Source organism: [Actinomadura] parvosata subsp. kistnae (assembly GCF_900323885.1).
Taxonomy (GTDB): domain Bacteria; phylum Actinomycetota; class Actinomycetes; order Streptosporangiales; family Streptosporangiaceae; genus Nonomuraea; species Nonomuraea composti.
On sequence record NZ_OOHJ01000020.1, the window covers coordinates 19,881 to 44,288 of the forward strand.

Consider the following 24,408-nt stretch of genomic DNA (forward strand, 5'->3'; position numbering starts at 1 on the left):
GGGCGACCGATGTGCCCGGCGTGGTGAGCCGCAAGCGGGCGGCGCGCAGCCTCGACGTCGCCGGTCTTCCCGGGGATCTCGTGGAGCTCATCGACGGCCTCGAGCCCGGTGAGAGCCTGGTGGTCACGCGGGACGGCGCGTCCATTGCGACGATCTCCAGCACGGTCGCCGTGGTCCAGGGCGCCGTCGTCGATCCCACGGCCGGCACGGCGGACGAGGAAACCGACGAGCCGACGATCGACTACGACAGCGTGACCGTGGTGGCCACCGCGATGGAGCTGTCCGCCGCGGCCAGGACGACCCTGTCCGACCAGCTCGGGGCGGACTACGTGGTGCTCGACATGCACGCCGCCCCCACGACGGCCGATGTGCTGCTGGTGCCTCCGGGCAGCCCGCAGCTGATCGGGGCGTTGCGGGCGATGTTCCCGAAGGCGCGGGTCGTCATCACCGAGATCGAGGATCACGAGCTCGGCGTCCAGTACCACGGGCCGGTCCGGCGGCTGCTCGACGCGGGCGCGGACGCGTACCTGCCGCCAGCGAGCCTGCCGCGGCTGGCCAGGCAGCTCGAATACACGCTGGGGCAAGGGCGTGAGCTTACTGGAGGGCCGGCCGCCGCGCCCCTGCAGATCACGCGGGGCGGGGAGGCGGCGAGCCCCGACGGCGACAGCAACAGCGACGAGTGACGCCCCTACGGGTAGCGTGCCTCGGCTCGCCTCGTTACCGGGTTCTCGGGGAATCGGTCCCGCTCGTCACCGGTCCCGCTCGCCCAGGTCGGCGGTCGTGAGCCAGTCGGTGATCGAGTGGTGCCGGGGGCGCCAGCCGAGCAGGGCGCGGGCGCGGGTGGCGCGGACGCGGCTGTTGGAGCCGAGGGCGTGCCGGGCGAACTCCGGGTGCCAGACGTCGCCGGCCAAGCCCGGCTCCCAGGGAAGAGGGCCGGGCAGGCGGAGGCGGCGGGCGATGGCGCTGGTGATCGCGAGGAAGGACGCCTCGCCGTTCTCGGCGAAGGAGAACGTGCCGGGCGGTGCCTGCTCCAGGGCGAGGAGGTACAGGTCGGCGACGTCGTCGAGGTGCACGGTGGACCAGATGTTGCGTCCGGCCCCGACGTGCCGGACCACGCCGCCGGCGCGGGCCTGCCGGACCAGGGCGGCGATCAGGACGCTGTCGCGGGGCAGGCCGCGCGCCTCCCCGTAGATGAGGCTGGGGCACAGGACCGCCGTCCGTACGCCGTGCCGCGCGGCGGCCAGGACGAGGCGGTCCACGGCGACGCGCGCCCGGCGTACGGGGTGGCCGGGCTGCCAGGTGGAGCCGGGGTCGAGGAGGTCGTCGCCGAAGATCGTGTCGGTGGCCTCGCCGGTGGTGCCGGTGGCGACGATGCTGGAGCCGCTGGTGTGGATGAGCGGTTTGCCGGATCCGGTCAGGGCGGCGACGAGGGTTTCGGCGGCCTGGCGGTGGTCGCTGTCGGCGGCGTTGACGACGGCGTCGGCGCGGCCTGCGTGCTCGGCGAGCAGGGCGGCGTCGTCCAGGCTTCCGGTGACGGGCTGGACGCCGAGCCGGGCGAGGGCGCGAGCGTGGGCGGCGTCGCGGGTGAGGCCGGTGACGGTGTGGCCGGCCTGGAGGAGGCGGGTGGCGACGGCGCCGCCGATGTAGCCGCTCGCTCCGGTGACGAAGACGTGCATGGGTGTGGGTGCTCCTGCTTGGTCGTGCGTACGGGCTGCCCATCGTGGTGGCCGGGCGGGCGCGGGCCCGGTTTCCGTTGCCGGAACGGCAAACGCCCCCGTGGCCGTCGCCATGGCATGAGTCCCGGCCCGGGCCGCCTGTTACATTCGTTCGTCGAGAGATCGGGAACGTTGCGAGGCTTGGAGCAGGGTGCGTCGGGGATTGTCCAGGCTCGCCGCCGTCCTCATGGTGATGGTGGTCCTTCTGCCCGTCTCGACGGCGGTCGCGACGGTCCCGCGCGGGCGGCGGGACGTCGTCGTCTGGGTGCCGTGCCGGGAGGATCCCGAGGTGGAGTGCGGCCGGTTGGCCGTGCCGGTCGACTGGGCGGACCCGGACGGCCCGACCGTGGATCTGGCGCTGGCCCGCCGCAGGGCGAAAGATCCACGCGCGAGAATCGGGTCGCTGCTGGCGAACCCGGGCGGGCCGGGCGGTTCGGGCGTGGACGACCTGCTGCGTCCCTCCGGTTTCAGCGAGGAGGTGCAGCGCCGCTTCGACATCGTCGGCTACGACCCCCGTGGCGTCGCCCGCAGCAACGCGGTGATCTGCTCGGCGTCGCTGTACCGGGAGATGCCGCCCCCGATCATGACCGGGCAGGCCGACCACGACCGCTGGACGGCCTACACCCGGCGGCTGCGCGCCGACTGCCGCGAGCGCACCGGCCCGCTCTACGACCACGTGGACTCGGTGAGCGTGGCCCGCGACATGGACGCGATCCGCGCCGCCCTCGGCGAGGAGAAGCTGACCTCGTACGGCGTCTCGTACGGGACGCTGGCGCAGCAGATGTACGCCGAGCTCTTCCCGGACCGGGTCCGGGCCATGGTGCTGGACAGCAGCATGGACCACACCCTGGGCGTCCGGGAGTTCCAGGAGAGCGAGGCGGCCGGCGTCCAGGACGCCTTCGACGAGTTCGTGGCCTGGTGCGGGCGGGACGCGCAGTGCGTCCTGCACGGGCGGGACGTCCGCGCGCTGTGGCGAGGGCTGATCGGGCGGGCGGAGCGCGGCGAGCTGACCTACCCGGGCGGCGGCCCGCTGACCGCGCACAATTTGCGGTGGCTGGGTGTGGTGCTCAATGAGGGCCCCGAGTGGCGGCGGCTGGCCGGGGTGCTGCTCGCCCTGGACGGCGGGCCGGTGCCGCCGGACCTGCCGCCGCAGCCGGGCGGCGCGCCGCCGGGCGGGGTGCTGGGCGCGTGGCTGAAGCGGCTGCTGGGCGGGGATGTCGCCGAGCTGCCGGCCGCGATCCTCTGCGAGGACCACGACCTGTCGGTGCGCGACCATGAGGAGTACGCCGAGGTGCTGGCCGCCGCCGGCCGGCGGGCCCCGGACCTGGGCTACAACCCGATGCCGATGGGCGACCTGCCGATCTGCCAGGGCCACCCGGTCAGCAACCCGCAGCACCGGCCCCGGTACGCGGGCCGCACTCCCCTGCTGCTGGCCAACTCCCTGCACGACCCGGACACGCCGTACGCGTGGGCGTCGAACGTGGCGCGCCTGCTCGGCCCGAAAGCGGTGCTGCTCACCTACGAGGGCTGGGGTCACGGCGTCTACGGCATGACGGGCTGCGTCACGGCGGCGATCGACGCGTACCTGATCGCGCTCACCGTGCCGGAGCGGGGCGTCCGCTGCCCGCCCGCCCCCGCTCCCTGATCGCCCTCACCCCGCCGGAGCGGGGCTCCGTCGCCGGCCCCCCGGCGACAAAACATTAGTTATGCGAATATAATCGTTATATGCCTATAACAAGCCGGACGACCGCGCCGCCCGCGGCCGCCCCGCGCTGAGCCCCCGCCGGCGCCTGCTCGTCCTGGCCATCTGCTGCATGAGCCTGTTCATCGTGGGCCTGGACAACACGATCGTGAACATCGCGCTGCCCGCCATCCGCCACGACCTGAACGCCTCCTTCTCCGGCCTGCAGTGGATCATCGACGCCTACACGGTGGTGCTGGCGAGCCTGCTCATGCTGGCCGGCTCGACCGGCGACCGGATCGGCAGGAGGCGCACGTTCCAGACCGGGCTGACGCTGTTCACGCTCGGCTCGCTCATGTGCTCGCTCGCCCCCAGCCTCGGCTGGCTGGTCGCGGCGCGGGCGCTGCAGGCCGTCGGCGGCTCCATGCTCAACCCCGTCGCCATGTCCATCATCACCAACACGTTCACCGAGCCGCGCGAGCGCGCGCGGGCCATCGGCGTGTGGGGCGGCGTGGTCGGCATCAGCATGGCGCTGGGCCCGCTGGTCGGCGGGTCGCTGGTGGGCTCGGTCGGCTGGCAGGCGATCTTCTGGATCAACATCCCGGTCGGCGTGGCCGCGTTCGTGCTGTGCGCGCTGTTCGTGCCGGAGTCGCGGGCGCCGCGCCCGCGCCGGGTGGACCCGGTCGGGCAGGTGCTGGTCATCGTGCTGCTGGCCACCCTGACCTACGCCTTCATCGAGGCGCCGGCCGCCGGCTGGGGCTCGCCGCGCACGCTGGGCTGCTTCGCGGTCGCCGCGCTGGCGCTGGCCGTCCTCGCACCGTACGAGCTGCGCCGCGCCGAGCCCCTGATCGACCTGCGTTTCTTCCGCAGCGCCCCGTTCGCCGGCGCGACCGTCATCGCCGTGTGCGCCTTCGCGGCGCTGGCCGGCTTCCTGTTCGTCAACACCCTCTACCTCCAGGACGTGCTGGGCCTGTCCGCCCTGCACGCCGGCCTCTACACGCTGCCCATGGCGGGGCTGACCGTGCTCTGCGCGCCCCTGTCCGGCCGGATCGTCGGGAACGCCGGGCCGCGCATCCCGCTGCTCGTGGCCGGCACCGCCATGGGGGCCAGCGGCCTGATCATGACGACCTTGTCGGCGGACACGCCGACGTGGCTGCTCATGGTCGCGTACGTGCTGTTCGGCCTCGGCTTCGGCACGGTGAACGCGCCGATCACCAACACCGCCGTGTCCGGCATGCCGCGCGCCCAGGCCGGGGTGGCGGCGGCGGTGGCCTCGACCAGCCGCCAGATCGGCCAGTCGCTCGGCGTCGCGGTCATCGGCTCGCTGGTCACCTCGGCCGTCGTGGGGCCGTTCGCGATCGGGTTCCCGGCGGCCAGCCACATCGGCTGGTGGATCATCGCCGGGTGCAGCCTGGTGATCGTTCTGCTCGGTATCCTGACCACGACCGGCTGGGCCCGGCGCAGCGCCGTCCGTACCGCCGAACGGCTGGCCCCCGCTCCCGACAGAATGGCGGACCCCTCATGACCGACAGCCCCGACCAGGCGGCGGTGGCCCGCGTCTGGTCCGGCATGTACGACCTCGTCCTGCGGCAGGAGGATCGCCGCAAGGAGGTGGCCGAGACGCTCGGCATGAGCTTCTTCCGCGTCAAGGCGCTGCGCCGCCTGCTGGCCGGGCCGATGACGATGCGGGAGCTGACCGCCGAGCTGTCCACCGACAAGCCGTACACGACGCTGATGGTGGACGATCTGGAGCAGCGCGGTTACGTCACCCGCAGCGTCTCCCCCGGCGACCGCCGCAGCAAGATCGTCGCCTTGACGCCGGCGGGCACGGCGGTCGCCGAGGAGGCCGAGCGCATCCTGGCCCGGCCGCCCCGCTCGCTGCTCGCCCTCGACCCCGCCGACCTGGCCGCCCTCGACCGCATCATCGCCAGGCTCCGCACTCCGGAGGAGCCCGCGAGCCGGTCGTGAAAGGGCCGGTCGTGAAAGGGCCGGTCGTGAAAGGGCCGGTCGTGAAAGGGCCGGTCGTGATGAGGCTGGTCAGGTCGCGTCCGGGCGGAGTGCCTGACCCACCAGGGCGAGCAGCCGCACCCCGTCGCCCGACCCGCGCAGCCGGGTCGCCTCCTCCGTGTCCCCGTCGAGCTTGAGCCGCAGCTTCTCGGCGAGCGGCTTGAGCTGCCAGGCCGGGAGCACGGCCGCCGCGCGGCGCAGCGCGGACAGGGCGGCGGTGCCGTCGGCGGCGATCGCGCCGGGCATCGGGACGGCCCGGGCCGCGTTGCTCCACTCCCCCAGCGTCTTCGGGTCGAGGTCCTTGGCCTGCGCCAGCGACAGCAGCTCGCCGGCGAGATAGCGGCGGGTCTCGATCGTGACGCCGTCCATGGGACGGGCGAAGAACGCGAGCAGCAGCGGCAGCGCGCTCGCCCTGGGCCGCACGTTCTGCAGGGCGAAGGCGCAGTAGGAGGCGATGACGTTGGTACGGAACCGCGCGAGGTCCGGGTCGTCGCCGTCGGCCACGCCGTTCAGGGCGGCCAGGTGCTCGCGCACGGACTTGAGCTGCAGGTTGCCGAGGTCCACCCCCGCCTGGACCGGGCCCTTCGCGCCCGGCGGCGTGCTCGTCGTCAGGTGGCCGAACGCGTAGAAGCACTCGACCATGCTCTCCTTCGACTCGTGGCCGGGGTTGATCCGCACGTACCACCCGTCCTGGGGCGACGGCGACTCCCAGGGGCCGGGGATGCCGCCGACGTAGGAGGTGCGCAGGAACGAGAAGCTGTCGCGCTGGTCGATCTGGACGAGGTTCTTGAACAGCGCGTCCACCTTGCCGGTGGGCGTCGAGCGCAGGAGCAGCGGGATGCCGTCCACGTACGTGGATCCCTGTGCCGGGTTCGACGGGTCGATCGGCCAGCAGAACGCGTCCACGAACCGGGCGTTCCGGGCGGCGTCGGCGATCAGCGCCAGCTCGTCGCGGTGCCCGTGCTTGAGCATGTGCACCACGAGCTGCGCCTCGTCGTGGCGGGCGAGGTCGAGGTCGGACTCGTGCAGCATCGCCTGGGCCCGCGTCGAGCCGGACGGCCGGGCGCCCGGCTTCGACAGCAGCGTCAGGTCCCCGGCGGCCACCTTGCCGGTGCCGAACGAGGCGTACTTCTGGAAGCTCTTGCACAGGAAGATCTCGAGCCGGCCGTCGGCGACGGCGTCCTTCAGCCCGCCGAGCACGGTGTCGAGCTGGGTGCTGCCGTCGGGCCCGGCGGTCTCGATGGTGCTGTCGAGGATCAGCGCGAACGGCGGGTCGTCCTTCTTGCGGGTCTGCACGGCCTTGAGCACGTCGGCGACGAGCCGGCCCGGGTCGGGCGTGTTGAAGGGCGTGCTCGGGTTGAGCGCGGCGACCAGGACGTCGTCGCGCGGCGCGACCGTCTGGCCCTTCTTGAGCTTGCCGAGCAGCAGCCCGGTCTCGAAGTAGTCGATCTTCTCGGTGGGGCGGGAGACCTGGTCGCGGTAGCGCGCGCCCAGGGCGATCGACAGCGCCGTGGCGAGGGCGTCCATGCCGCTGGTCATGAGGTGGCTGTCGAGCTGGACGCGCTTGCCGACGTCCTTGGCGATGCTGGGCGCCCGCTCCAGCAGGATCGCCCGCATGGCGTCCAGGTAGTCGGGGCGGGTGTAGTTGCCGGCCGCGGCGAGGACGACGCCGATCTCGTCCATCATGAGGTCGGCCGCGCGCATCGCGACGGTCGGGTTGTGCTCGTACGCCACGGCGATGTCGATCAGCCGGCTGAGCGAGCCGAGCGCGTTGGCGGTCAGCGGGTCGTAGCGGTCGGGGCCGAGGTCGTCGGTGAGGCCGAGCACGAGGTGCTCGATCATGGCGAGCACCGGCGCCACCTCGCCCTTGCCGCGCGCGATCTCCTGCAGCCGGGAGAACGGGCTGGAGGTGATGAGCTGCACGAGGTCGGCCCGCGTGTCGGCCTTGAGGTCGTCGGGGGGCGGCTGCTTGCCGGTGTCCATGAGCGCGTACATCTGGTACGCCGACGGCGTCGCGCCGAGCTCCTGGAGGATGGAGTTCCAGTCGATGTCGGGGAACTTGTCGGTGCCGCTCAGCACGCTGACGCCCGTCTTGCCGGCCAGCGGCGTGATCTTGAGTGCGGCGACCACGTCGGGCGGCACCATCATCTCCAGCTTGCGCAGCACGCGCGGGCTGTTGACCACGAGGTCGCCGGGGCCGGGCAGGCCGCTGACCCGCAGCTTGCCGACGAACTTCTCCAGCGTGTCGCGGAAGTTGGTGCGCCAGTAGGTGGCGGCCAGATCGTTCTGGGTGGACAGGCCGCCCTTGTCGACGCGCTGCGTCTTCGCGGCGCGGAAGCCGATCTGCTCGACGATGTGCTCCTGCGTCGTGCCCGTCACCTGCGGGCCGAGCTCGGCGCGGCGCTCCTGCGAGTACGTCGTCCCCTGGGCGCCGATCGTGTTGATGAGCTTGGACGCCTCCCGCAGGTACCCCATCGTGGAGGCGTCGCGCACGTCGTCGGTGCGTTCCTCGGCCGCGACCAGGTCCGCCGTGGCGAGGTCGAGCGCCTCGATGCGCTGCCGGTCGCGGCCGCCGGGGGTCGTGGCGGGCGGCTCGGCGAGCTGCTTCGGCGGCAGCAGGTCGAGGTTGTGCAGCACGTTCTCGTGTTGCGGCGGCTGCTCTGTTCCCGGGTCCGCGGGTGCCTGCGGCTGCACGGGGCTCGCCAGGCGGACCTCGGCGGTCGCCTTCATGAAGGTCCGGGCGGCGTCGCCGCTGAGCCGCGAGACGATGAGCCGCGACATCTCGCTGCGCTCGCGCGGCGGGCGCTGGGCCAGCGTCTCGGCGACGAGCCGCATCGACGACACCGCGGTGCGCGGGCGCATGCTCTCCAGCGCCTGCGCCACCGCCCTGGCGGTGCTCTCGTCCGGTTGCGCGGCGAATGTCTCCCAGCCTCTCGGCATCGTCGCGGGCACCGACGACCCGGACATTGGGGACGTCCCGCCGACGGACACGTCATGCTTCGTCACCGCGAGCCGGGACACGTCCCCTTCACCGGATCTGAGCCGTTTGCCGGCGGCGGTCGTGCGTTTGGTCTTCCGCGCGCCTGCGCGCGCGTCCCGCTTGGACATGATCTTTCCAGCCGTTCTCTCGACGTCTTGAAGGCTTGCTACTTGCCGTCCCTGAAGGACTTCGCCTCGGTCCAGACCCTCCGGTGCTCCGCCTGCCGCGTCTTCAGCAGCAGCGCGTTGCCGCGCGCGCCCAGCGCGGCGCGCGCCGAGGGCCGCCGGTCCGTCAGGTCGTCGGCCAGCCCGGCCAGCCGCTCGCGCGTCGCCTCGACGGCGCGGGCGAGCGCCGGGTTGAAGTCCCAGTGCCCGGCCTGCCTTCTGAGCAGCTCGTCCTCCTCCCGCAGCGAGGTGATGACGTCGTCGCCGGCCTTCGTCAGCTCCTCCTCCAGGCGGGCGCCGGCCAGCTCGATCGCCGCCTTGTCGTAGGTCTCGTCCCGGCCGCCGTCCTTGCGCTCCCGCTTGCCGCTGCGGTCGCCCTCGTCGACGGTCGCGTACGGCAGCAGGTTGCGGAACGACAGGTACGCGGCGGCGGCCTGCGACGCGGTCTCGGCCGTCAGCACCGCGGCGGCCTGGTCGAACAGGGACGTGAGCTGCCGCCCCCTGATCTGGTCGACGGGCAGCAGGTGCGTCAGCCCCATGAGGTCGGAGTCGAGGTCGCCGAGCACGGCGTCCCGCAGCTTCGCGATGACCTCCTTCTCGTCGCGGGCCTTGCGGACCAGGTAGTTGGCGTGCTGGGTCTCCATCACCCAGGCGGTGGTGTGGCAGCCCATGCCGGAGACGGCAGGCGGCGCCGGGGCGCGGCCGTTGACCTGCAGCTTCTCCCGCTCGCCCGGCTTGACCGTGACGACCAGGCCGGTGCTCTGCGCCTCGGAGGCCCACGTGGAGGTGGACGGCGTCACCGGGATCGCCGGCATGGCCGCGAGCTGGGCCGCGATCCGCTCGCACAGGGGCCCCAGCCGCGCCGGCTTCGTGTCGTCGGCGAAGTAGTCGGGGTAGTGCACCCGCATCGCGGCCTCCACCTGCTCGGCGAGCTTCGCCCCGGCCTGCGCGCCGAGCCGGCCGCCGTCGGGGGCGGGCAGCCCGAGCGCGGTGACCGCGTGCGGGTAGGCGGCGGCCATCGTGCTCAGGTGCCGGTACATCAGGTGCGACAGCACGTCGATGGCGAGCGAGGCCGCCTGGTCGCCGTCGCCGATCCGCTTGATGTCCGCGGCCACCCGCGCGGCCCGCTCCAGGTGGTCCTGGGTGTCGGGCGCGGCCTGCAGCTTGCGGGCCTGCGCGGCGCGGTCGAGCGTGTACGGCTGGGTCAGCCGCTCCTGCGCGTTCTGCGCCTTCGACTTCAGGTGCCCGGCGGCCCGCAGGATGTCCCGGTAGACGCCGTCGGTCGCGATGATCGCTTTGAGCTCCTCGACGGCCTGCTCCAGGTCGTCCTGGGCGGCCGGCCGGCCGGTGTCGGAGGCCACGGCCTCCAGCGCGTCATTGATCCGGCGGTCGACGGCCACGAGCTGGTCGTACTGCCGGGCGACCTGGGCGGCGGCGGCCGGGTTGAGTGCGTAGTCGATGTGCGCCTCGCGCAGCACCGCATCGAAGGAGAACATGCCCCACACCGCCGCCTTGGCGTTCTCCAGCTCCTTCTGCGTCGGCTTCGGCAGGGGTTTCTTCGTGCGCCGCGTGCTCGACGCGATGGCCGCCATGATCTCGTAGCGCAGGAGCGCGGCGCGGTGCGTGCCCTCGCCGGAGCCGGTCGAGCCGCGGTCCGAGGCGGCCGGGACCGTGCTGAACGGCAGGTAGTTCAGGAACGCGAGGTGCTGGGCGACGGCCGCCGACAGCGCCGCCGCGGCCTCGTGCTCCGAGGTCGCCTTCCGCGCCCGCGCGCACTGCTCGGCGACGGTCTGCGCGGCGTCCTCCATCCGCTGCAGCCGGCCCGTGGCGCTGCCGGCGTCGATCTGCTCCATCCACCTGAACAGCAGCCGGCCGGCGCCGTCCGGCTCCTTCAGCGACGCCTCCGCCGCCTTCTGCAGGGCCTCGACGGCGGCGGCGGCCTCCTCGATCGGCTTGCCGTACACCGCGGCCTGGATCGAGTCGACCACGGACTGCCAGGCCGTCGTGTGGTCGCCCATCCTGCCGCTGAACGGCGACGGCGTGCGTTGCAGGCCGCTGATGGCCAGCGTCGTGATCCACCGGGGCCCGATGACGCCGGTGAGCAGCGCCTCGGGCGCCAGCGACACCTTGGCGGTGGCGGGCAGCGGGTGGTGCCCGGCGGTGAACGTGACCGGGTCCCAGCCGCCGGCGCCGGGCGCCACCTTGGTGATGCGCGGATCGGCCTTGATCAGCGACACGTTCGGATGCGGCTTCGGTTTCCGCGTCAGCGAGAGCGGCAGCGAGTTCGGTGTGAACCGGTCGGGTGCGCTCTTGGCCCGTTTGCTCCGCCGTAAAGGCAGCGTGCTTCCCCTGCGTCGCTTCATGGTCCCCCCAGCCCTCTCCCCCGAGGCCGTCTGCGTCTGAGGACCGATGGTCCACCGCCGGGCCCAGAACGCACAGGTGTCTTCACCGTCACATTCGTGACGCCGGCCGCGGCCCTGTATCTCCGACGGCGCGGGCCCCTCTGTGCAAGTCGGTCCTGAATCGCAGGCTTCCTTGAGGGGGACGCATGGCCGGCACCGAAAGGCTCCCGAGCTACCAGGAGTTGTTCGACGACACCGAGCTCGATCCACGTCAGGAGGACGCGGCCAGGACGGTCTACTCGCCCGGCGCCTACCTCGCGGACCTGCTGAAACTCCTGGAGACGGTGCTCGACCGGCCGTCGCTGCTCGCCGACGACCGGCGCGCCGACCTCAAGCGGATCCTGCTCGACGCCGACAACACCTTCGGCGAGTCGCCCTATCTCGACATCGTCATCGAGCTGCTGGAAGGGCTCGCCGGGGACCGGCCGTTCGAGGACATGCTCACGCTGGAGCACCCGTTCGGCATGCCGTTCTCGCTGGAGGAGGAGCGGTTCAAGACCTACCTGCGCCACCTGCGGGTCGGGCCGGACGAGCTCTACCGCGTCTTCGCCCCGGTGGCCGACGCCGACACCGTGGCCCGCCTGTTCCTCGGCCTGTCCGCCCAAGCCGTCCAGCACCTGACCGCGCCGGCGGACGAGGCGCGGATCAAGGCGTTCTACGGGCTGGAGCTGCAGGACCCGCTCGCCCCGCTGGCGAGGACGGAGACGTTCAGGCAGGTGACCGGCCTGACGATGCTGCACGTGCGTGAGCTGCTCGGCGACCCGGACGACCCGGCGCGGCCGGCCAAGGACTCCTTCACCAACCGGGGCGGCACCCCGGTCACCCTGTCGGCCGACGGCACCGAGCTGCGCGGCACCACCTCCGGCTGGTACGACCGGGTCAGCCGGATCGTCCGCTTGTCCCGGTGGACCGGGCTCGGGCTGGCCGACCTCGACCGCGTGCTGACCACGTGCTGCGGCGGCACGCTCGACGCGGCGGCCCTGCGCGCCACCGCGCTCGTCGTACACCTGCAGCGCGGCTACGACCTGACCGTGGACGAGGTGTGCGGGCTGGTCACGGCGGTCGAGCCGGTGCCGGAGGACCTGCCCGCCGTGTCGGGCGACCTGCTCGGCCCGCACAACAAGGACTACCGGCGCCGGCTGGCCCTGGCGATCGGCACGTCGGAGGCCGACATCGCCGAGACCGTGCGCCGCTACCGCGACCGCTACGACGCCCTGGAGCCGAGCCCGTTCGACCGCGGCCCGTCGGGGCGGCGCAGATCGCGCTGCTGCGCCGGATCGGCCGGCTCACCTCGGCGCTCGGCGGGTCGGCGGGCGAGCTGTTCGACCTGCTGGGCGTGCTGGAGAGCGACCCGTCGCTGTGGCGGCACTCCACGTTCTCGGTGCTGGGCGGGGTGCAGCCGAAGCTCCAGGACTGCTTCCGCATCCTGGAGGGGGACGACGCCGCCTCCGCCCTGTGGCTGGCGCAGACGCTGCTCGCGGTCACCCGCTGGATGCAGGAGAGCGGCTTCGGCGCCGCCGAGCTGGCCGCGATCCTCGGCGGCGGCCCTCAGCGGAGCGAGGGGGACGGCCGTCTCGAGGGCGACGATCAGCCTGCGGTGCTGGACAACCTGCGCCGGCGCTTCGACGAGGTGGCGGTGCGCCCGGCCATGTTCGAGAGCGAACGCTTCGGCGCCCGCGCCGCGCAGGTCGTGCACGACGTGCTGACCGGCTCGGCCCACGGCGTGGTGTCGCCGCGCGACGCCCGCCTGCTGCGCCTCGACCCGGCCGAGGCCGCCGTGGCCGCCTACGAGGCCGTCACCACTCTCGGCGTCGTCGTGGACGACGACCTGCTCGGGCTGGGGCTCGGCGAGCGCCTGGCCGGGAAGATCCACGCCCAGCTCGTGTTCGCCGGCCGGCTGCGCGCCGACGGCACCCTGGTCACCGAGGGCCTGCCGGAGACCGACTACGCGCTGGTCCTGGAGCGGGACTTCGTGCCGTTCAAGGAGGCGCTGTTCAAGCTGATCGGCACCGCCGGCAACGGCACCGCCACCTTCCACCCCTCCGACCTGGCCACGCTCGGCAACCTGTCGGAGGGGCAGCTCGACGAGTTGTACGACAACCTGGTCCACCACGGGTACGTGGACGAGGAGGGCACCGTCCAGGACCCGTCGTTCTTCGCCGACGAGGAGAACCTGGGCTCGTTCCTGGTCAACGCCGGCCTGTCCGACGTCGCCCCCGACGTGCTCGCCGTGCTGCGCGGGCGGGTGGACACCTTCCGCACCCGGCCGCTCGCCCTCGACCCCGCGCTCCTGGCCGGGCTGCGGCTCGGCGAGCAGCGGCTGGCCCGGCTGATGGACGGGCTGCGCTTCAACGGCTACCTCGACGAGCAGGGCCACTACCTGGACAAGCAGGCCCTGGCCGCGCTGGAGCCCGCGGGCTTCGCGCTGCCGCCGGAGTTCCACCCGCACCGCCAGGCCGTGCTCGACGCGATGAAGGGCCAGGTCGCCGAGCTGGAGGCGGAGCTGTTCACCTTCACCGCCGACGACTTCGCCGAGGTCGCGGACCTGGCGATGGCGCAGCGGGCGATGGCCGCGATGGAGGGCACCGTGCTGAGCGACGGCTGGCCGATCGCCGAGGTGGAGACGCTCGGCGCCGGGTTCACCGAGGCCGAGACCGACCTCGTGGCCCGCCGGGTCGCCGCGTGCACGCAGGACGAGCGGCCGTACCGGATCGACCTGGAGGCGCTGGCCGCGCTCGGCTTCGACGAGGAGCAGCAGCGCCTCGTCGTCGAAAAGCTGATCATGGAGGGGCATCTCACCGACGCGCTGACCGTGCCGCGCGAGGCCGTCCCCTTCTTCGCCGCCCCCGCGAACGTCATCGGCTTCGCCCTGACGGGCCTGGAGGACTTCGAGCGGGACGTGTTCTTCCTGCTGCACGCCGTCGCCGTGGAGCTGGCCGGGGCGGTCGAGGAGCTGACCGCCGCCTTGGACGACGGCGCCGCGCAGCAGCGGGACGCGTTCGTCGCCGCGCTGGCCGACGGGTTCGGCGTGCCCGAGGAGAGCGTCGCGGCGATCTGCGCGGGCGTCGCGGGCGGGCTGCCCGAGGCGATGGAGCTGCTCCTGCCGCCCGTCATCGCCGAGCCGAGCAAGCCCGTGGGCCCGCACTTCGAGGCCGCCTACCGGCGCGTGCGCCGCTTCGCGCTGCTGGCCGGCAAGCTCGGCATGGACGCCACCGAGATCGCCGTCGCCTTCCACGACCAGGACCTGACCGGCAAGTACCCCGAGCCGCTGGCGCTGCCGCCCGGCGTCGGCGCGGTGGACGCGGTGCTGCGCGGCGCCGACGGCCGCGTTTACCTGTTCGCCGGCGACGTCTACTGGGTGTACGCGGGCGACACGTACGCGCTGCTCGACCCCAGGCCGAAGGCGCTGACCGAGCTGTCGCCCTGGTTCACCGGCGTGACCCGCGTGGACGCCGCCTTCGCCCTGCCCACCGGCGCGGAGTGGATCGTCGGCCGCGTCACCGTGCCCGGCGAGCCGGCCGGGCGGGAGGTCTCGCGCCTGTTCGTCAAGGAGCCGGGCAGCATCCGCTGGGCGCCCCGCGACCAGCTGTGGGGCAGGATCAGGAGCAACTTCGACGCGCCGCGCCGCATCGACAGCGCGTACGTGGACGAGAACGGCCGGACGTACCTGTTCTGCGCCGACCAGTACATCCGCTACTCCGGCCCCGGCTTCGCGACGGTCGACGAGGGCTACCCGCGCTCGGTCACCGAGTGGTGGCGGGCGGAGGGCCACGACGCGCCGCTGCCGGAGGCGTTCACCGGCGGCCTGGACGCGGCCTTCACCGACGCGGACGGGCGCACCCACCTGTTCGCGAACGGCCGGTACCTGGAGATCGGCGGGCAGGAGCGGCCGATCTCCGCCCGCTGGGGCCGCATCCGCAACGCCTTCGAGGGGCCGGGCGGCATCGACGCCGCCTTCACCGGCCCGGACGGCAGGGTGTACCTGTTCCGCGGCGACCAGGTGGCCCGCTACACCGACGGGGTGGAGCACGACGGCGTGCGGATGGACGACGGCTACCCGCGGCGCATCGAGGCGGAGTTCGCCCGGCTGCCCGGCGAGTTCGGGTCGGGGGTCGAGGCGGCGTTCACCGAGCCGGGCACGGGGCTGACGCACCTGTTCAGGGACGGCAGGACGGTGGTCCTGTCCTCCTCGGGGACGGGGGCGGCGCAGCCGACGGCCGAGCGCTGGGGCAGGCTCGCCGACGTGCTGGCCGACGGCGTCGTGGACGCCGCGCTGGCCGGCATGGACGGCAAGACGTACCTGTTCAGCGGAGAGCGGTACATCCGCTACTCCGGCGCCGACTACGCCGTCGTCGATCTCGGCTATCCGCGCCGGATCGCCGGCGACTGGGGCGGGCTGCGCCGGGTCGGGGCCGCGTTCGTGATGGACGGCAGGACGTACCTGTTCGGGCAGGGCGGCCACCTGTTCGACGTGCCGCTCGCCCAGGAGCCTGAGCTGAACGCGGGCCGCCTGTCGCCCGCGCTGCGCCGCCGCTTCCTGGAGCACGGCCTGACCCTCGCCGAGAACGCCACCGTCACCGCCGCCGCCAACACCCCGCAGGTGTGGCACCTCACGACCGAGCAGGGCATCGCGCTGACGCTGCGCGGCAACCCGCTGCACATCCAGGTGCACGCCGACGCCGGCCACTTCCACGTGCGCTACTCGACCAGGGACTACACCGTCCCCGACCCGGGCTACCCCAAGCCGGTCTCCGACAACTGGTGGAACCTGCCCGCCTCGCTGGCCGCCGACCCGCGCTTCGCGGTGATCGACGCCGTCTTCACCGACGGCGGCGGCCGCACGTACCTGTTCGCGGGCGGAAGTTTCGTGGTGTCCGACGCCCGGCACCGCTGGTGGTCCGAGCCGCGCACGATCGCCGAGCACTGGGACAGCCTGCTGCCCTTCGAGCGGGTGGACGCGGCCTTCGTCGGCAAGGACGGCCGGACGTACGTCTTCTGCGGCGACCGGTACACGCGCTTCTCCACCGGCGACTACACCAAAGCCGACGACCGCTTCCCCGCCTCCGTCCCGGCGTACTGGGGCAACGTGGTGAACCGGATCGCGCGGACCGGCCGGGTGGACGCGGCGCTGTGCAGGGCCGTGACGGAGGTGGTGGACGGCCGGGACGTGGAGCGCCACTACACGTACCTGTTCTCCGGCGACCAGTACGTGCGTTACCTGGGCACGGACCTCGCCCGGGTGCAGGACGGCTACCCGGCGGCGCTGTCGGAGCTGGCGCGGGAGCCGGGGATGGCGGCCCTGGACGTCACGCTCGACGCCGTGGACGCGGCCTTCGCCGACCGCCGCACCGTCTACCTCTTCCGCGGCGAGCGCTGCCACGCCGTCTCCGACGGCCGGTACCGCCGCTACGACGACGCCTGGATGAGCGGTCCCGGCTGCGTGTTCCTCGACGACGGCCGGGTGCTGTCGGAGGAGGGCGGCGAATGGCGGCACCGGCCGGCGGTCGAGGCCGTCCCGGGCGGCGGGTACGAGACGGAGCCGCTGGTGCCGCGGGCGCTGCGCGGCGTGCCCGAGGGGTTCCGGCACGGGATCGACGCGGTGCTGCGCGGCGCCGACGGCACCACGTACGTGTTCAAGGGGCCGGAGTGCGTCAACACGCGGCTGAACCGGCCGTACCCGCTGGCCGAGGAGTGGGGCAGACCGCGTAACACGATTTATCAGGACAACAAGGTGGATGCGGCGTTCGTCGGCAGGGACGGCAGGACGTACCTGTTCAGCGGCGACCAGTTCGTCACCTACGCCGCGCCCGGCCCGGCCGCCACCGGCGCGCCCGACCCCGGCCTGACCATCGACGGCGAGCCGCGCCTCGTCTCCGAGCACTGGGGCGGGCTGTCGGACGTGGCGCTCGCGTACGTGCGCGGCGGGAGGACGTACGTCTTCGAGTCGCCCGGCGAGCAGGGCGAGATGCGCTACCTCGTCTACTCCGGCGCCGACTACAGCAAGCCGGACGGCGAGCCGCAGCTCGCCGGCGCGGACTTCTGGCAGGTGCCCGAGCAGTACCAGGTCCCGGGGCGGGCGCTGCCCGACGCGGTGCTGTTCGCCGGCGGCACCATGCTCCTGCTGCACGGCGAGCACTGCGTGCAGTACGACGAGGCCACCGGCACCTGGTCCTACCCGCGCCCGATCGAGCGGCTGTGGCCCGGCTTCGAGCGCCTGCTCGCCTCCAGCAGGGAGGACGGCGACGCGCTGCGCACGGCGTTCACCGCGGCGGACGGCTCGGTGTACTTCTTCCTGTCGGAGCAGTACTCCCGCCACGACGGGCACGACTTCGCCCGCTCGCCGTGATCCGCGACCGGTGGGGCAGGTCGCCCAACCCGTTCGTGCCCGACGACGGCACCGCGAGGATCGACGCCGCCTGCGTCTTCGGCGACGACACGACGTTCCTGTTCGCCGGCGACCGCTACGTCCGCTACACCGGCCCGGAGTACCGCTACATCGATCCCGGCTACCCGAAGAGGATCGTCGGGGAGCTGCGCCGCGAGGCGGCCTTCGCCGGCCTGCCGGAGTCGTTCGACGACGCGGTGACGGGCCGCACGATCGACGCCGTCCTTGCCGATGAGCGCACCGCCTGCCTGTTCACCGGCGGCTCCGCGCACGTGGTCTCCCGCGCCGCGGCCGCCACCCGCGAGCCGGCCGGGCTGGGCCGGGTCAGGAACAACGTGGCGGACCGGGAGAAGGTGGACGCCACGATCGTGTCGGGCGCGCACACGTACCTGTTCTCCGGTGACCAGTACGTGCGCTACACCGGCACCGAGTACGCCTGGGCCGACGACGGCTATCCGCGCGCCATCGTCCCCCACCTGGCGGACGACCTGCGCATGGAGCACCAGCCGCCGGCCGAGTTCGCCGACGGCCTCGACGCGGCGTTCCGCGCCTCCGACGGCGGCGTGTACCTGTTCAAGGGCGATCGCTGCCTGAAGGCCGGCGAGCCGGAGGCGCGGCCGGTCAACGCGGTGTTCGGCAAGGTGCGCAACGCCTTCGCCGACGCCGGCCACGAGCTGGTCGACGCCGCGTTCGCCGCCCCCACCGGCGAGCTGTACGCCTTCCGCGGCGACCAGTACGTCCGTTACCTGCCGGGCGTCTACGACTACGTGGAGGAGGGCCATCCGCGCACGGTCCGGGACGACTGGGGCGACCTGCCGGGCCGCTTCGAGGAGGGCGTCGACGGCGCGTTCGTCTTCGAGGGCCGCACGTACCTGTGCAAGGGCGAGGAGTACGTCCGCTACTCCGGCGGCTACCACGAGGTGGACCGCACCTACCCGCAGCGCTTCCGGCACCGCTGGGGCGGCACGGCCGACTACCGGCTGAGCGACGTGCACACGATCACCAAATTCGTGGACCTGGCCAGGCGGCACCCGGACGGCCTGCCCGCGTTCCTGCTGAGCCCGCCGGCGGTCGTCCAGGACCCGTACGCCTACCTCAGCGGCCTGTTCGGCTGGGACGCCGACGAGATCAGGTGGGCCAGGCGCAACGCCGCGCTGCTGACCGCGGAGCCGCAGGCCATCGCCGCGGCGGCGTGGAGCGCCCCGCCGGCGCGGCGGGAGGAGGACCGCTTCGAGATCGAGTTCCTGCTGCGGCTGGTGGAGCTGTTCGAGCTGACCGGCCGGATCGGGGACGCCCCGTCCACGCTGCACGACGGCGTCTGGCGGCCCGCGTTCGGCGACACGCCCGCCCTGGCGGCGGCGAACACCGCCCTGTACGGGATCATGGAGCGCCTGTACGCCGGGGAGTGGGAGGCGCGCTCGGCCGCCGTCCGGGACGAGATCAACGTGCTCGAACGCGACGCCCTGCTGTCGATCGCGCCGGGCGACCCGCAGGCGCTGTTCGACCGGCTGCTCATCGACGTCGAGATGGGCGGCCAGGGCCGCACCTCCCGGGTGCGGGAGGCGATCGCCGCCACCCAGCTCTACGTCCACCGCTACCTGCTCGACCTGGAGCAGGCCGCCCCGCGCGACGGCAAGGACCCGGAGGCGACCAGGAGCCGGATCAGGACGTGGTGGGCGTGGCTGAAGAACTACCGCGTCTGGGAGGCCAACAGGAAGGTCTTCCTCTACCCGGAGAACTACCTGCGCCCCGAGCTGCGCGGCTCCCGGACGCCCGCCTTCCGCGCCCTGGAGGACGACCTGCTGCAGGGCGAGATCACCCAGGAGAAGGTGGAGCGCGCCTACAAGCGCTACCTCGACGAGTACACGGAGGTCTCCCGGCTCGCCATCGCCGGCGGCTACGTCTACGCCGAAGACGGCGCCGCGAAGGGCGTGCGGCGGCTGGTGCTGTTCGGCCGGACCAGGACGGAGCCGCGACGCTATTACTGCCGCGAGGCGGAGTTCAGGGACGGTGAGAGCCTGTCGGCGACGTGGGGGCCGTGGGCGAAGGTGGAGGCGCAGATCGAGGCCGAGCGCGTCTACCCGGTGCACGCCTTCGGCCGGATCTTCGCGTTCTGGCCGACCATCGAGCCGGTCCCGCCGGAGCCCGGCGCGCAGACCGCGCTCACCGACCAGCAGAGCGGCGACACCCGCACGCTCACCCCGCCGCCGCCCCGGCACCGCGTGCGCGTCACCTACTCCTTCCGCAACCTCAACGGCGAGTGGGTGCCCGCGCAGGTGCTGCCGCTGGAGGACGTGCGGGACGCGCCGGTCCGCGACGCCGCCCTGTACGTGCAGGCCTCCGCCACCGTCCCGGACGGCGGCACGCACGACACCATCCTCATCACCTGCACCTACACGGTGCTCACCCCGGCCGGGCCGGTGCCGGTGCGCTCGGCGTTCGCGCTGACCCCCGAGCTGTACGCGATCCGCGCCGAGGGCGTGCCCGAGCCGGTGCGGCCGGCCCGGCTGGAGCGCGTCTTCGCCGAGCCCGTCGACCCGTCGGCGGTCGTCCCGTTCGCGATGCCGGCCGAGGCCGAGGGCGGCGCCTGGGTGAGCGTCGACCACAAGGGCGGCAGCTTCCTGTGCCGGCCGATCATCCCGCCGGCCGGCGACGAGGAGCCGCAGCAGCTCAGCGGCAACCAGGACCGGCTGCCCGTCTGGTCGCCGATCCACGCCGCGGTCGAGCTGCCGAACAAGCTGCGGTACTTCTTCAACAACGCCGGCGAGAACGGCTCCGGCCCCTTCTACGTGGAGCTGCCCGCCGACCGGCCGAACGCCCTGCGCCTGTCCAAGCCGGCGACCGCCATCCGCTGGGGGCACGTCCCCACCCCGCTGCACGACGACCAGGCCCGGGTGGACGCCGCCATCGTCAGGGACGGCTTCCGCTACCTGTTCTCCGGCGCGCACTACTACCGCTACTCCGGCGACCCCTTCGGCCTGGCCGACCCCGGCTACCCGAAGCTCATCTCCGGCAACGAGGAGGGCTTCCCCCAGTGGGACAAGGTGGACGTCGCCGCGGTGGACGGCAACGGCGCCGAGTACTACCACTCGGTCAAGCTGGGCACGTGGCTGCGCAGGACCGGCCCGGGGCAGCCGCTGGAGGGGTTCGTCCCGCAGTGGGCGCAGGGCGGCGCCAAGGTGCAGGCGCTGCTGTTCCGCGACGACGACGTCCTCATCGTCAACGGTGACACCTACCGCCGCTGGAGCGGCCGGGGCGAGGAGAGCGGCACGCTGAAGGGCAACGACGCCGGGCTGCCGCAGTCCGGCCCGGTCAGCGCCCCCGTCCCGCACCGCGACAGCGTCTACTTCTTCAACAACGCCACCCACACGTACCTGGCCGTCACCCGCCGCGACGCCGGCAAGGGCCGCAAGGAGTACGTGCAGGGCGACCCGTCCCCCATCAAGCCGCTGGGCGTGGCCAGGACGGCGATCACCGACGAGGGCGTGGACGCGGCCTACGTCGCCGACGGCGTCCTGTACCTCGCCAGGAACAAGGAGTACGTCGGCTACACCCTCACCGATGGCCTGCCCGGCCTCCTGGCCGACCCCGGCTACCCCAAGCCGCTCAGCCGCCGCATCAGGGCCGTCTTCCGCCGCTCCGGCCTGCGCTACGTCCTCAGCGACCAGGACTACGCGGTGCTGGAGCCGGACAAGGAGCTGTCCACCCTGACCTCCTTCTCCCCCGTCCAGGGCAACTGGGGCGGGCTGCCCGCCGGGTGGGAGGAGGACCTGGACGGCGTGCTCGACGGCACCGCCCTGCACCTGTTCCTCGGCTCCACCTACGTCACCTACACCGCGCCGGCCCGGCCGTACGAGATCGCGGCGCTGCCGCACGAGGTCGTCCGGCTCACCTCCAGCACGGCGTACAAGCTGAACAAGGCGCTGCTGGAAGGCGGCGTGCCGGCGCTGCTCGCGCCGCGCACGCAGGAGCTCGACGAGCTGCCGGCCTTCAGCACCCGCGTCTCCGACGCCACCACCATCCTGGTCACCGAGCGGACCGCCGAGCAGGGCGTGCCCACCAGCTCGCACCTCGACTTCGACAGCGGCAACGGCATCTACTACTGGGAGGTCTTCTTCCACGCGCCCACGCTCATCGCGCAGGCGCTCAACACCGCCCAGCGCTTCGACGACGCCCGCACCTGGTACGAGTACGTCTTCGACCCGACCCGGCCGCGCTACTGGCGCTTCCTGCCGTTCCTCGCGGTGGACGTCGAGGCGCTGATCGAGGGCTGCCGGGCCGACCTGGCCGCGCTCGACGCCGCGGACGTGGACCTCGGCGATCCCGGCGACGACCTGGCGGACATCCTGCGCCTGGTCGAGCCGATGGCCCCCGCCTTCCAGAACCGGCGCGAGCTGAGCGACATCGAGAAGAAGGACCTGGCCGCGCTGCCGGCCAGGAAGCTGCCGCCCATCGAGGAGGCGCTGCGCGCCCTCACCGTCCCGTCCGCCGCCCGGCCCGCGCTGGACGACCTGCTGGAACGCCTCGGCATGCTCGGCGGGCTGCGCCGCCAGTACGACCTCATGGGCGACCGGGCGGCGCTGCTGCGGGCCTACCTGGAGGACCCGTTCGACCCGCACGCGATCGCCGGGCTGCGCCCGTCGGCCTACCGGCGCGCGGTCGTGATGGCCTACATCGACAACCTGCTCGACTGGGGCGACCTGCTGTTCCGGCAGTACACCGCCGAGAGCGTGGACGAGGCCAGGATGCTCTACATCTTCGCCTACGACCTGCTCGGCGAGCGCCCGCCGGAGGACCTCGGCCCGCGCGCCGTCACCCCCGCGCACACCTACGAGGAGATCCGCGACGCGCCCCAGGAGGGCGGGCTGCCCGAGCTCACCGCCGGCGGCGCCATGCTGACCGGCGCGGGCGAGGTGCACGCCAGCGTCGAAGGCCCGTACTTCCACGTGCCCGCCAACAGCGTCTACCTGGAGTACTGGGACCGCGTCGAGGACCGGCTGCGCAAGATCAGGGCCTCGCTCGACATCATGGGCATCAGCCGGCCGCTGCCGCTGTTCGAGCCGCCCGCCGACGTGATGGCGCTGGTGCGCGGCGCCGCGGCGGGCGCGCCGCTCGATGGCCTGACCGCCGCCGCGGCCGTGCCGGTGCCGCACCACCGCTTCTCCTTCGTCTTCCGCAAGGCGCAGGAGCTGGTGGACAAGCTGCGCCAGCTCGGCGGCGACCTGCTCGGCGTGCTGGAGCGCCGCGACGCCGAGGAGCTGGCGCTGCTCGGCAACCGGCACGAAAGCTCGGTCCTGGCGCTCACCCGCGCCGTGCGCGAGATGGAGGTCGAGATCGCCGCCGAGGGCGTGCGCGAGACGCGGGCCGCCGAGCAGGGCGCGCTCAGCCGCATCACCCACTACGAAGGGCTCATCTCGGCCGGCCTGTCGCCGCTGGAGCAGGCCCAGCTCGGCATGATGTCCGCGGCGGTCGTCGCGCACGCCGTCGCCACCGCCATGCAGACCGGCGCCGCCATCGCCGCCGGCCTGCCGGACGTCCTGCTCGGCCTGTTCATCACCGGCACCAAGCAGGGCGGGCAGCAGGTGTCGGAGGCGCTGGAGCACGGCGGCGAGGCCGCCTCCACCGCCGCGGAAGGGCTCAGCGTCATCGGCGAGCTGCTCGGCATCCGCGCCGAGCAGGAGCGCATGGCCAACGACTGGGCCTTCCAGCTCACCGTCGCCCGCAACGACGCCGCGCAGCTCGGCCACCAGGTGACGGCCGCCGAGCTGCGGCTCAAGGCCGCCCAGCGCGAGCAGGAGATCCTGGAGCGGCAGATCGCCAACCTGGAGGCCGTCAACGCCTTCATGACCGGCAAGTTCACCAACCTCCAGCTCTACCAGTGGATGGCGGGGCGGCTGTCCGGGCTGTACTACCAGGCGTACGCGATGGCGTACGAGATGGCGCGCGCCGCGCAACGCGCCTACCAGTACGAGCGGGCCGTCCCCGAAGCGGAGGCCGGCTACGTCCAGCCGCTGTACTGGGACAGCCGTCGCAACGGCCTGCTCGCCGCCGACAGCCTCGGCCTCGACCTCGAACGGCTCGGCAAGGCGTGGGTCGAGACCGACCGGCGCGGCCTGGAGATCACCAAGAAGGTGTCGCTGCTCGCCCTCGACCCGATGGCCGCGCTCGCCCTGCGCACCACGGGACGGTGCGAGTTCGCGCTGACCGAGGCCCTGTTCGACCGCGACTTCCCCGGCCACTACCGGCGGCGGATCAAGACGGTGTCGGTCACCTTCGCCGGCCCCGACGGCCCCATCGGCCTCAACGGCGTCCTGACCCAGGTGGACAGCAGGACCGTGCTCGCGGCCGACCCCAAGGCCGTCAAGTACCTGCTCGACCCCAAGGGCCCGATGCCGGCCACGCTGCGCGCCGACTGGCGCGGCGGCCAGCAGATCGCCCTGTCCGACCTGGAGGAGTACAAGGACAACAACGGCCTGTTCGAGCTGCGTTACGACGACGACCGCTACCTGCCCTTCGAAGGGACCGGCGCCGTCTCCCGGTGGCGGCTGGAGCTGCCCGCCGGCGGCGCCCCGCACCTCGTGGACGTCACCCTCACCGTCAAGTACACCGCCGAGCAGGGCGGCGAGTCCTTCGCCGGCACGGTCAAGGGCATGCTCAAGCCGTACGCGACGGCCCGGTACTTCGACGTGCCCGCGGAGTTCCCCGAGGAGTGGTCGGCGTTCACCGAGGGCGAGGACGCCACGCTGACCCTGCCGTTCACGCCGGAGCTGTTCCCCGGCATGACCGGCCGCGCCGTCAGCGGCGTCTACGCCCTGTACGCGCCGGCGGGCGGCCCCGCCCGGTTCCTGCTCAACGGCGACCAGCGCCTGGCACTCACCGAGGGCAGGCTCCTGCCCACGCCCGGCCTCACGGCGGGGACGTGGCGGCTGGTGCTGGACGGCGGCGACAAGTCCACCCTCCAGGGCCTCGGCTTCATCCTGTCCTACCGCGCCCGCTGACCGGGCCGGCTCCTGTCCGATACCCGTCCGATGCCCTGTCCGATGCCCTGTCCGATGCCCCGGCCGCCATCGCGCG

General features: G+C 73.1%; 10 protein-coding genes. 7 read left to right on the forward strand and 3 right to left on the reverse strand.

The genetic code is table 11. The annotated features are described in order from the left end of the window. Nucleotides 1–20 precede the first annotated feature (20 nt). A complete protein-coding gene (locus tag KIS93_RS41680) occupies nt 21–683 on the forward strand; it encodes a hypothetical protein (RefSeq protein ID WP_230466197.1) in 663 nt (220 codons plus the stop codon). A gap of 66 nt (nt 684–749) precedes the next feature. Here KIS93_RS41680 and KIS93_RS41685 read toward each other — a convergent pair whose 3' ends face one another. Further along, entirely contained in the window at nt 750–1,676 is a 927-nt protein-coding gene (locus KIS93_RS41685) for an NAD-dependent epimerase/dehydratase family protein (protein ID WP_080039085.1), read from the reverse strand. A gap of 202 nt (nt 1,677–1,878) precedes the next feature. Here KIS93_RS41685 and KIS93_RS41690 point away from each other — a divergent pair, with 202 nt between their 5' ends. From KIS93_RS41690 to KIS93_RS41700, 3 genes are all read left to right on the forward strand, one after another. Next, nucleotides 1,879–3,360 carry an alpha/beta fold hydrolase gene (locus KIS93_RS41690; RefSeq protein ID WP_080039086.1) on the forward strand — a complete coding sequence of 494 codons (1,482 nt, stop codon included), beginning with the start codon at nt 1,879–1,881 and terminating at the stop codon, nt 3,358–3,360. Nucleotides 3,361–3,514: 154 nt separating this feature from the next. Beyond that, entirely contained in the window at nt 3,515–4,921 is a 1,407-nt protein-coding gene (locus KIS93_RS41695) for an MFS transporter (RefSeq protein WP_281261996.1), read from the forward strand. Next, complete coding sequence (locus KIS93_RS41700) at nt 4,918–5,364, forward strand: MarR family winged helix-turn-helix transcriptional regulator (protein ID WP_080039088.1); 447 nt, start codon at nt 4,918–4,920, stop codon at nt 5,362–5,364. The genes KIS93_RS41695 and KIS93_RS41700 overlap by 4 nt, the downstream gene beginning before the upstream one ends. 69 nt (nt 5,365–5,433) lie before the next feature. Here KIS93_RS41700 and KIS93_RS41705 read toward each other — a convergent pair whose 3' ends face one another. Both KIS93_RS41705 and KIS93_RS41710 read right to left on the reverse strand, forming a co-directional pair. After that, a complete protein-coding gene (locus KIS93_RS41705; RefSeq protein WP_155127399.1) occupies nt 5,434–8,370 on the reverse strand; it encodes a hypothetical protein in 2,937 nt (978 codons plus the stop codon). A gap of 179 nt (nt 8,371–8,549) precedes the next feature. Next, nucleotides 8,550–10,784, reverse strand: a complete 2,235-nt coding sequence (locus KIS93_RS41710; protein WP_080039091.1) for a hypothetical protein — start codon at nt 10,782–10,784, stop codon at nt 8,550–8,552. Between the two features lie 311 nt (nt 10,785–11,095). On the opposite strand from KIS93_RS41710, the gene KIS93_RS66125 reads away from it, so the two are divergent. The 3 genes from KIS93_RS66125 to KIS93_RS41720 all read left to right on the forward strand — a co-directional run bounded on the left by KIS93_RS66125 (nt 11,096) and on the right by KIS93_RS41720 (nt 24,332). Beyond that, entirely contained in the window at nt 11,096–12,655 is a 1,560-nt protein-coding gene (locus tag KIS93_RS66125) for a Tc toxin subunit A (RefSeq protein ID WP_246005437.1), read from the forward strand. Nucleotides 12,656–14,151: 1,496 nt separating this feature from the next. Beyond that, entirely contained in the window at nt 14,152–17,295 is a 3,144-nt protein-coding gene (locus KIS93_RS66130; protein WP_246005438.1) for a hemopexin repeat-containing protein, read from the forward strand. Next, nucleotides 17,292–24,332 carry a Tc toxin subunit A-related protein gene (locus tag KIS93_RS41720; RefSeq protein ID WP_186404730.1) on the forward strand — a complete coding sequence of 2,347 codons (7,041 nt, stop codon included), beginning with the start codon at nt 17,292–17,294 and terminating at the stop codon, nt 24,330–24,332. Before KIS93_RS66130 ends, KIS93_RS41720 begins: the two co-directional genes overlap by 4 nt. Nucleotides 24,333–24,408 lie beyond the last annotated feature (76 nt).

Bases quoted from the DNA above. Each gene is read 5' to 3' on its own strand.
- KIS93_RS41700 (WP_080039088.1), top strand. From the start codon at position 4,918: ATGACCGACAGCCCCGACCAGGCGGCGGTGGCCCGCGTCTGGTCCGGC.
- KIS93_RS41685 (WP_080039085.1), bottom strand. From the start codon at position 1,676: ATGCACGTCTTCGTCACCGGAGCGAGCGGCTACATCGGCGGCGCCGTC.
- KIS93_RS66125 (WP_246005437.1), top strand. From the start codon at position 11,096: ATGGCCGGCACCGAAAGGCTCCCGAGCTACCAGGAGTTGTTCGACGAC.
- KIS93_RS41705 (WP_155127399.1), bottom strand. From the start codon at position 8,370: ATGTCCGGGTCGTCGGTGCCCGCGACGATGCCGAGAGGCTGGGAGACA.
- KIS93_RS66130 (WP_246005438.1), top strand. From the start codon at position 14,152: ATGGACGCCACCGAGATCGCCGTCGCCTTCCACGACCAGGACCTGACC.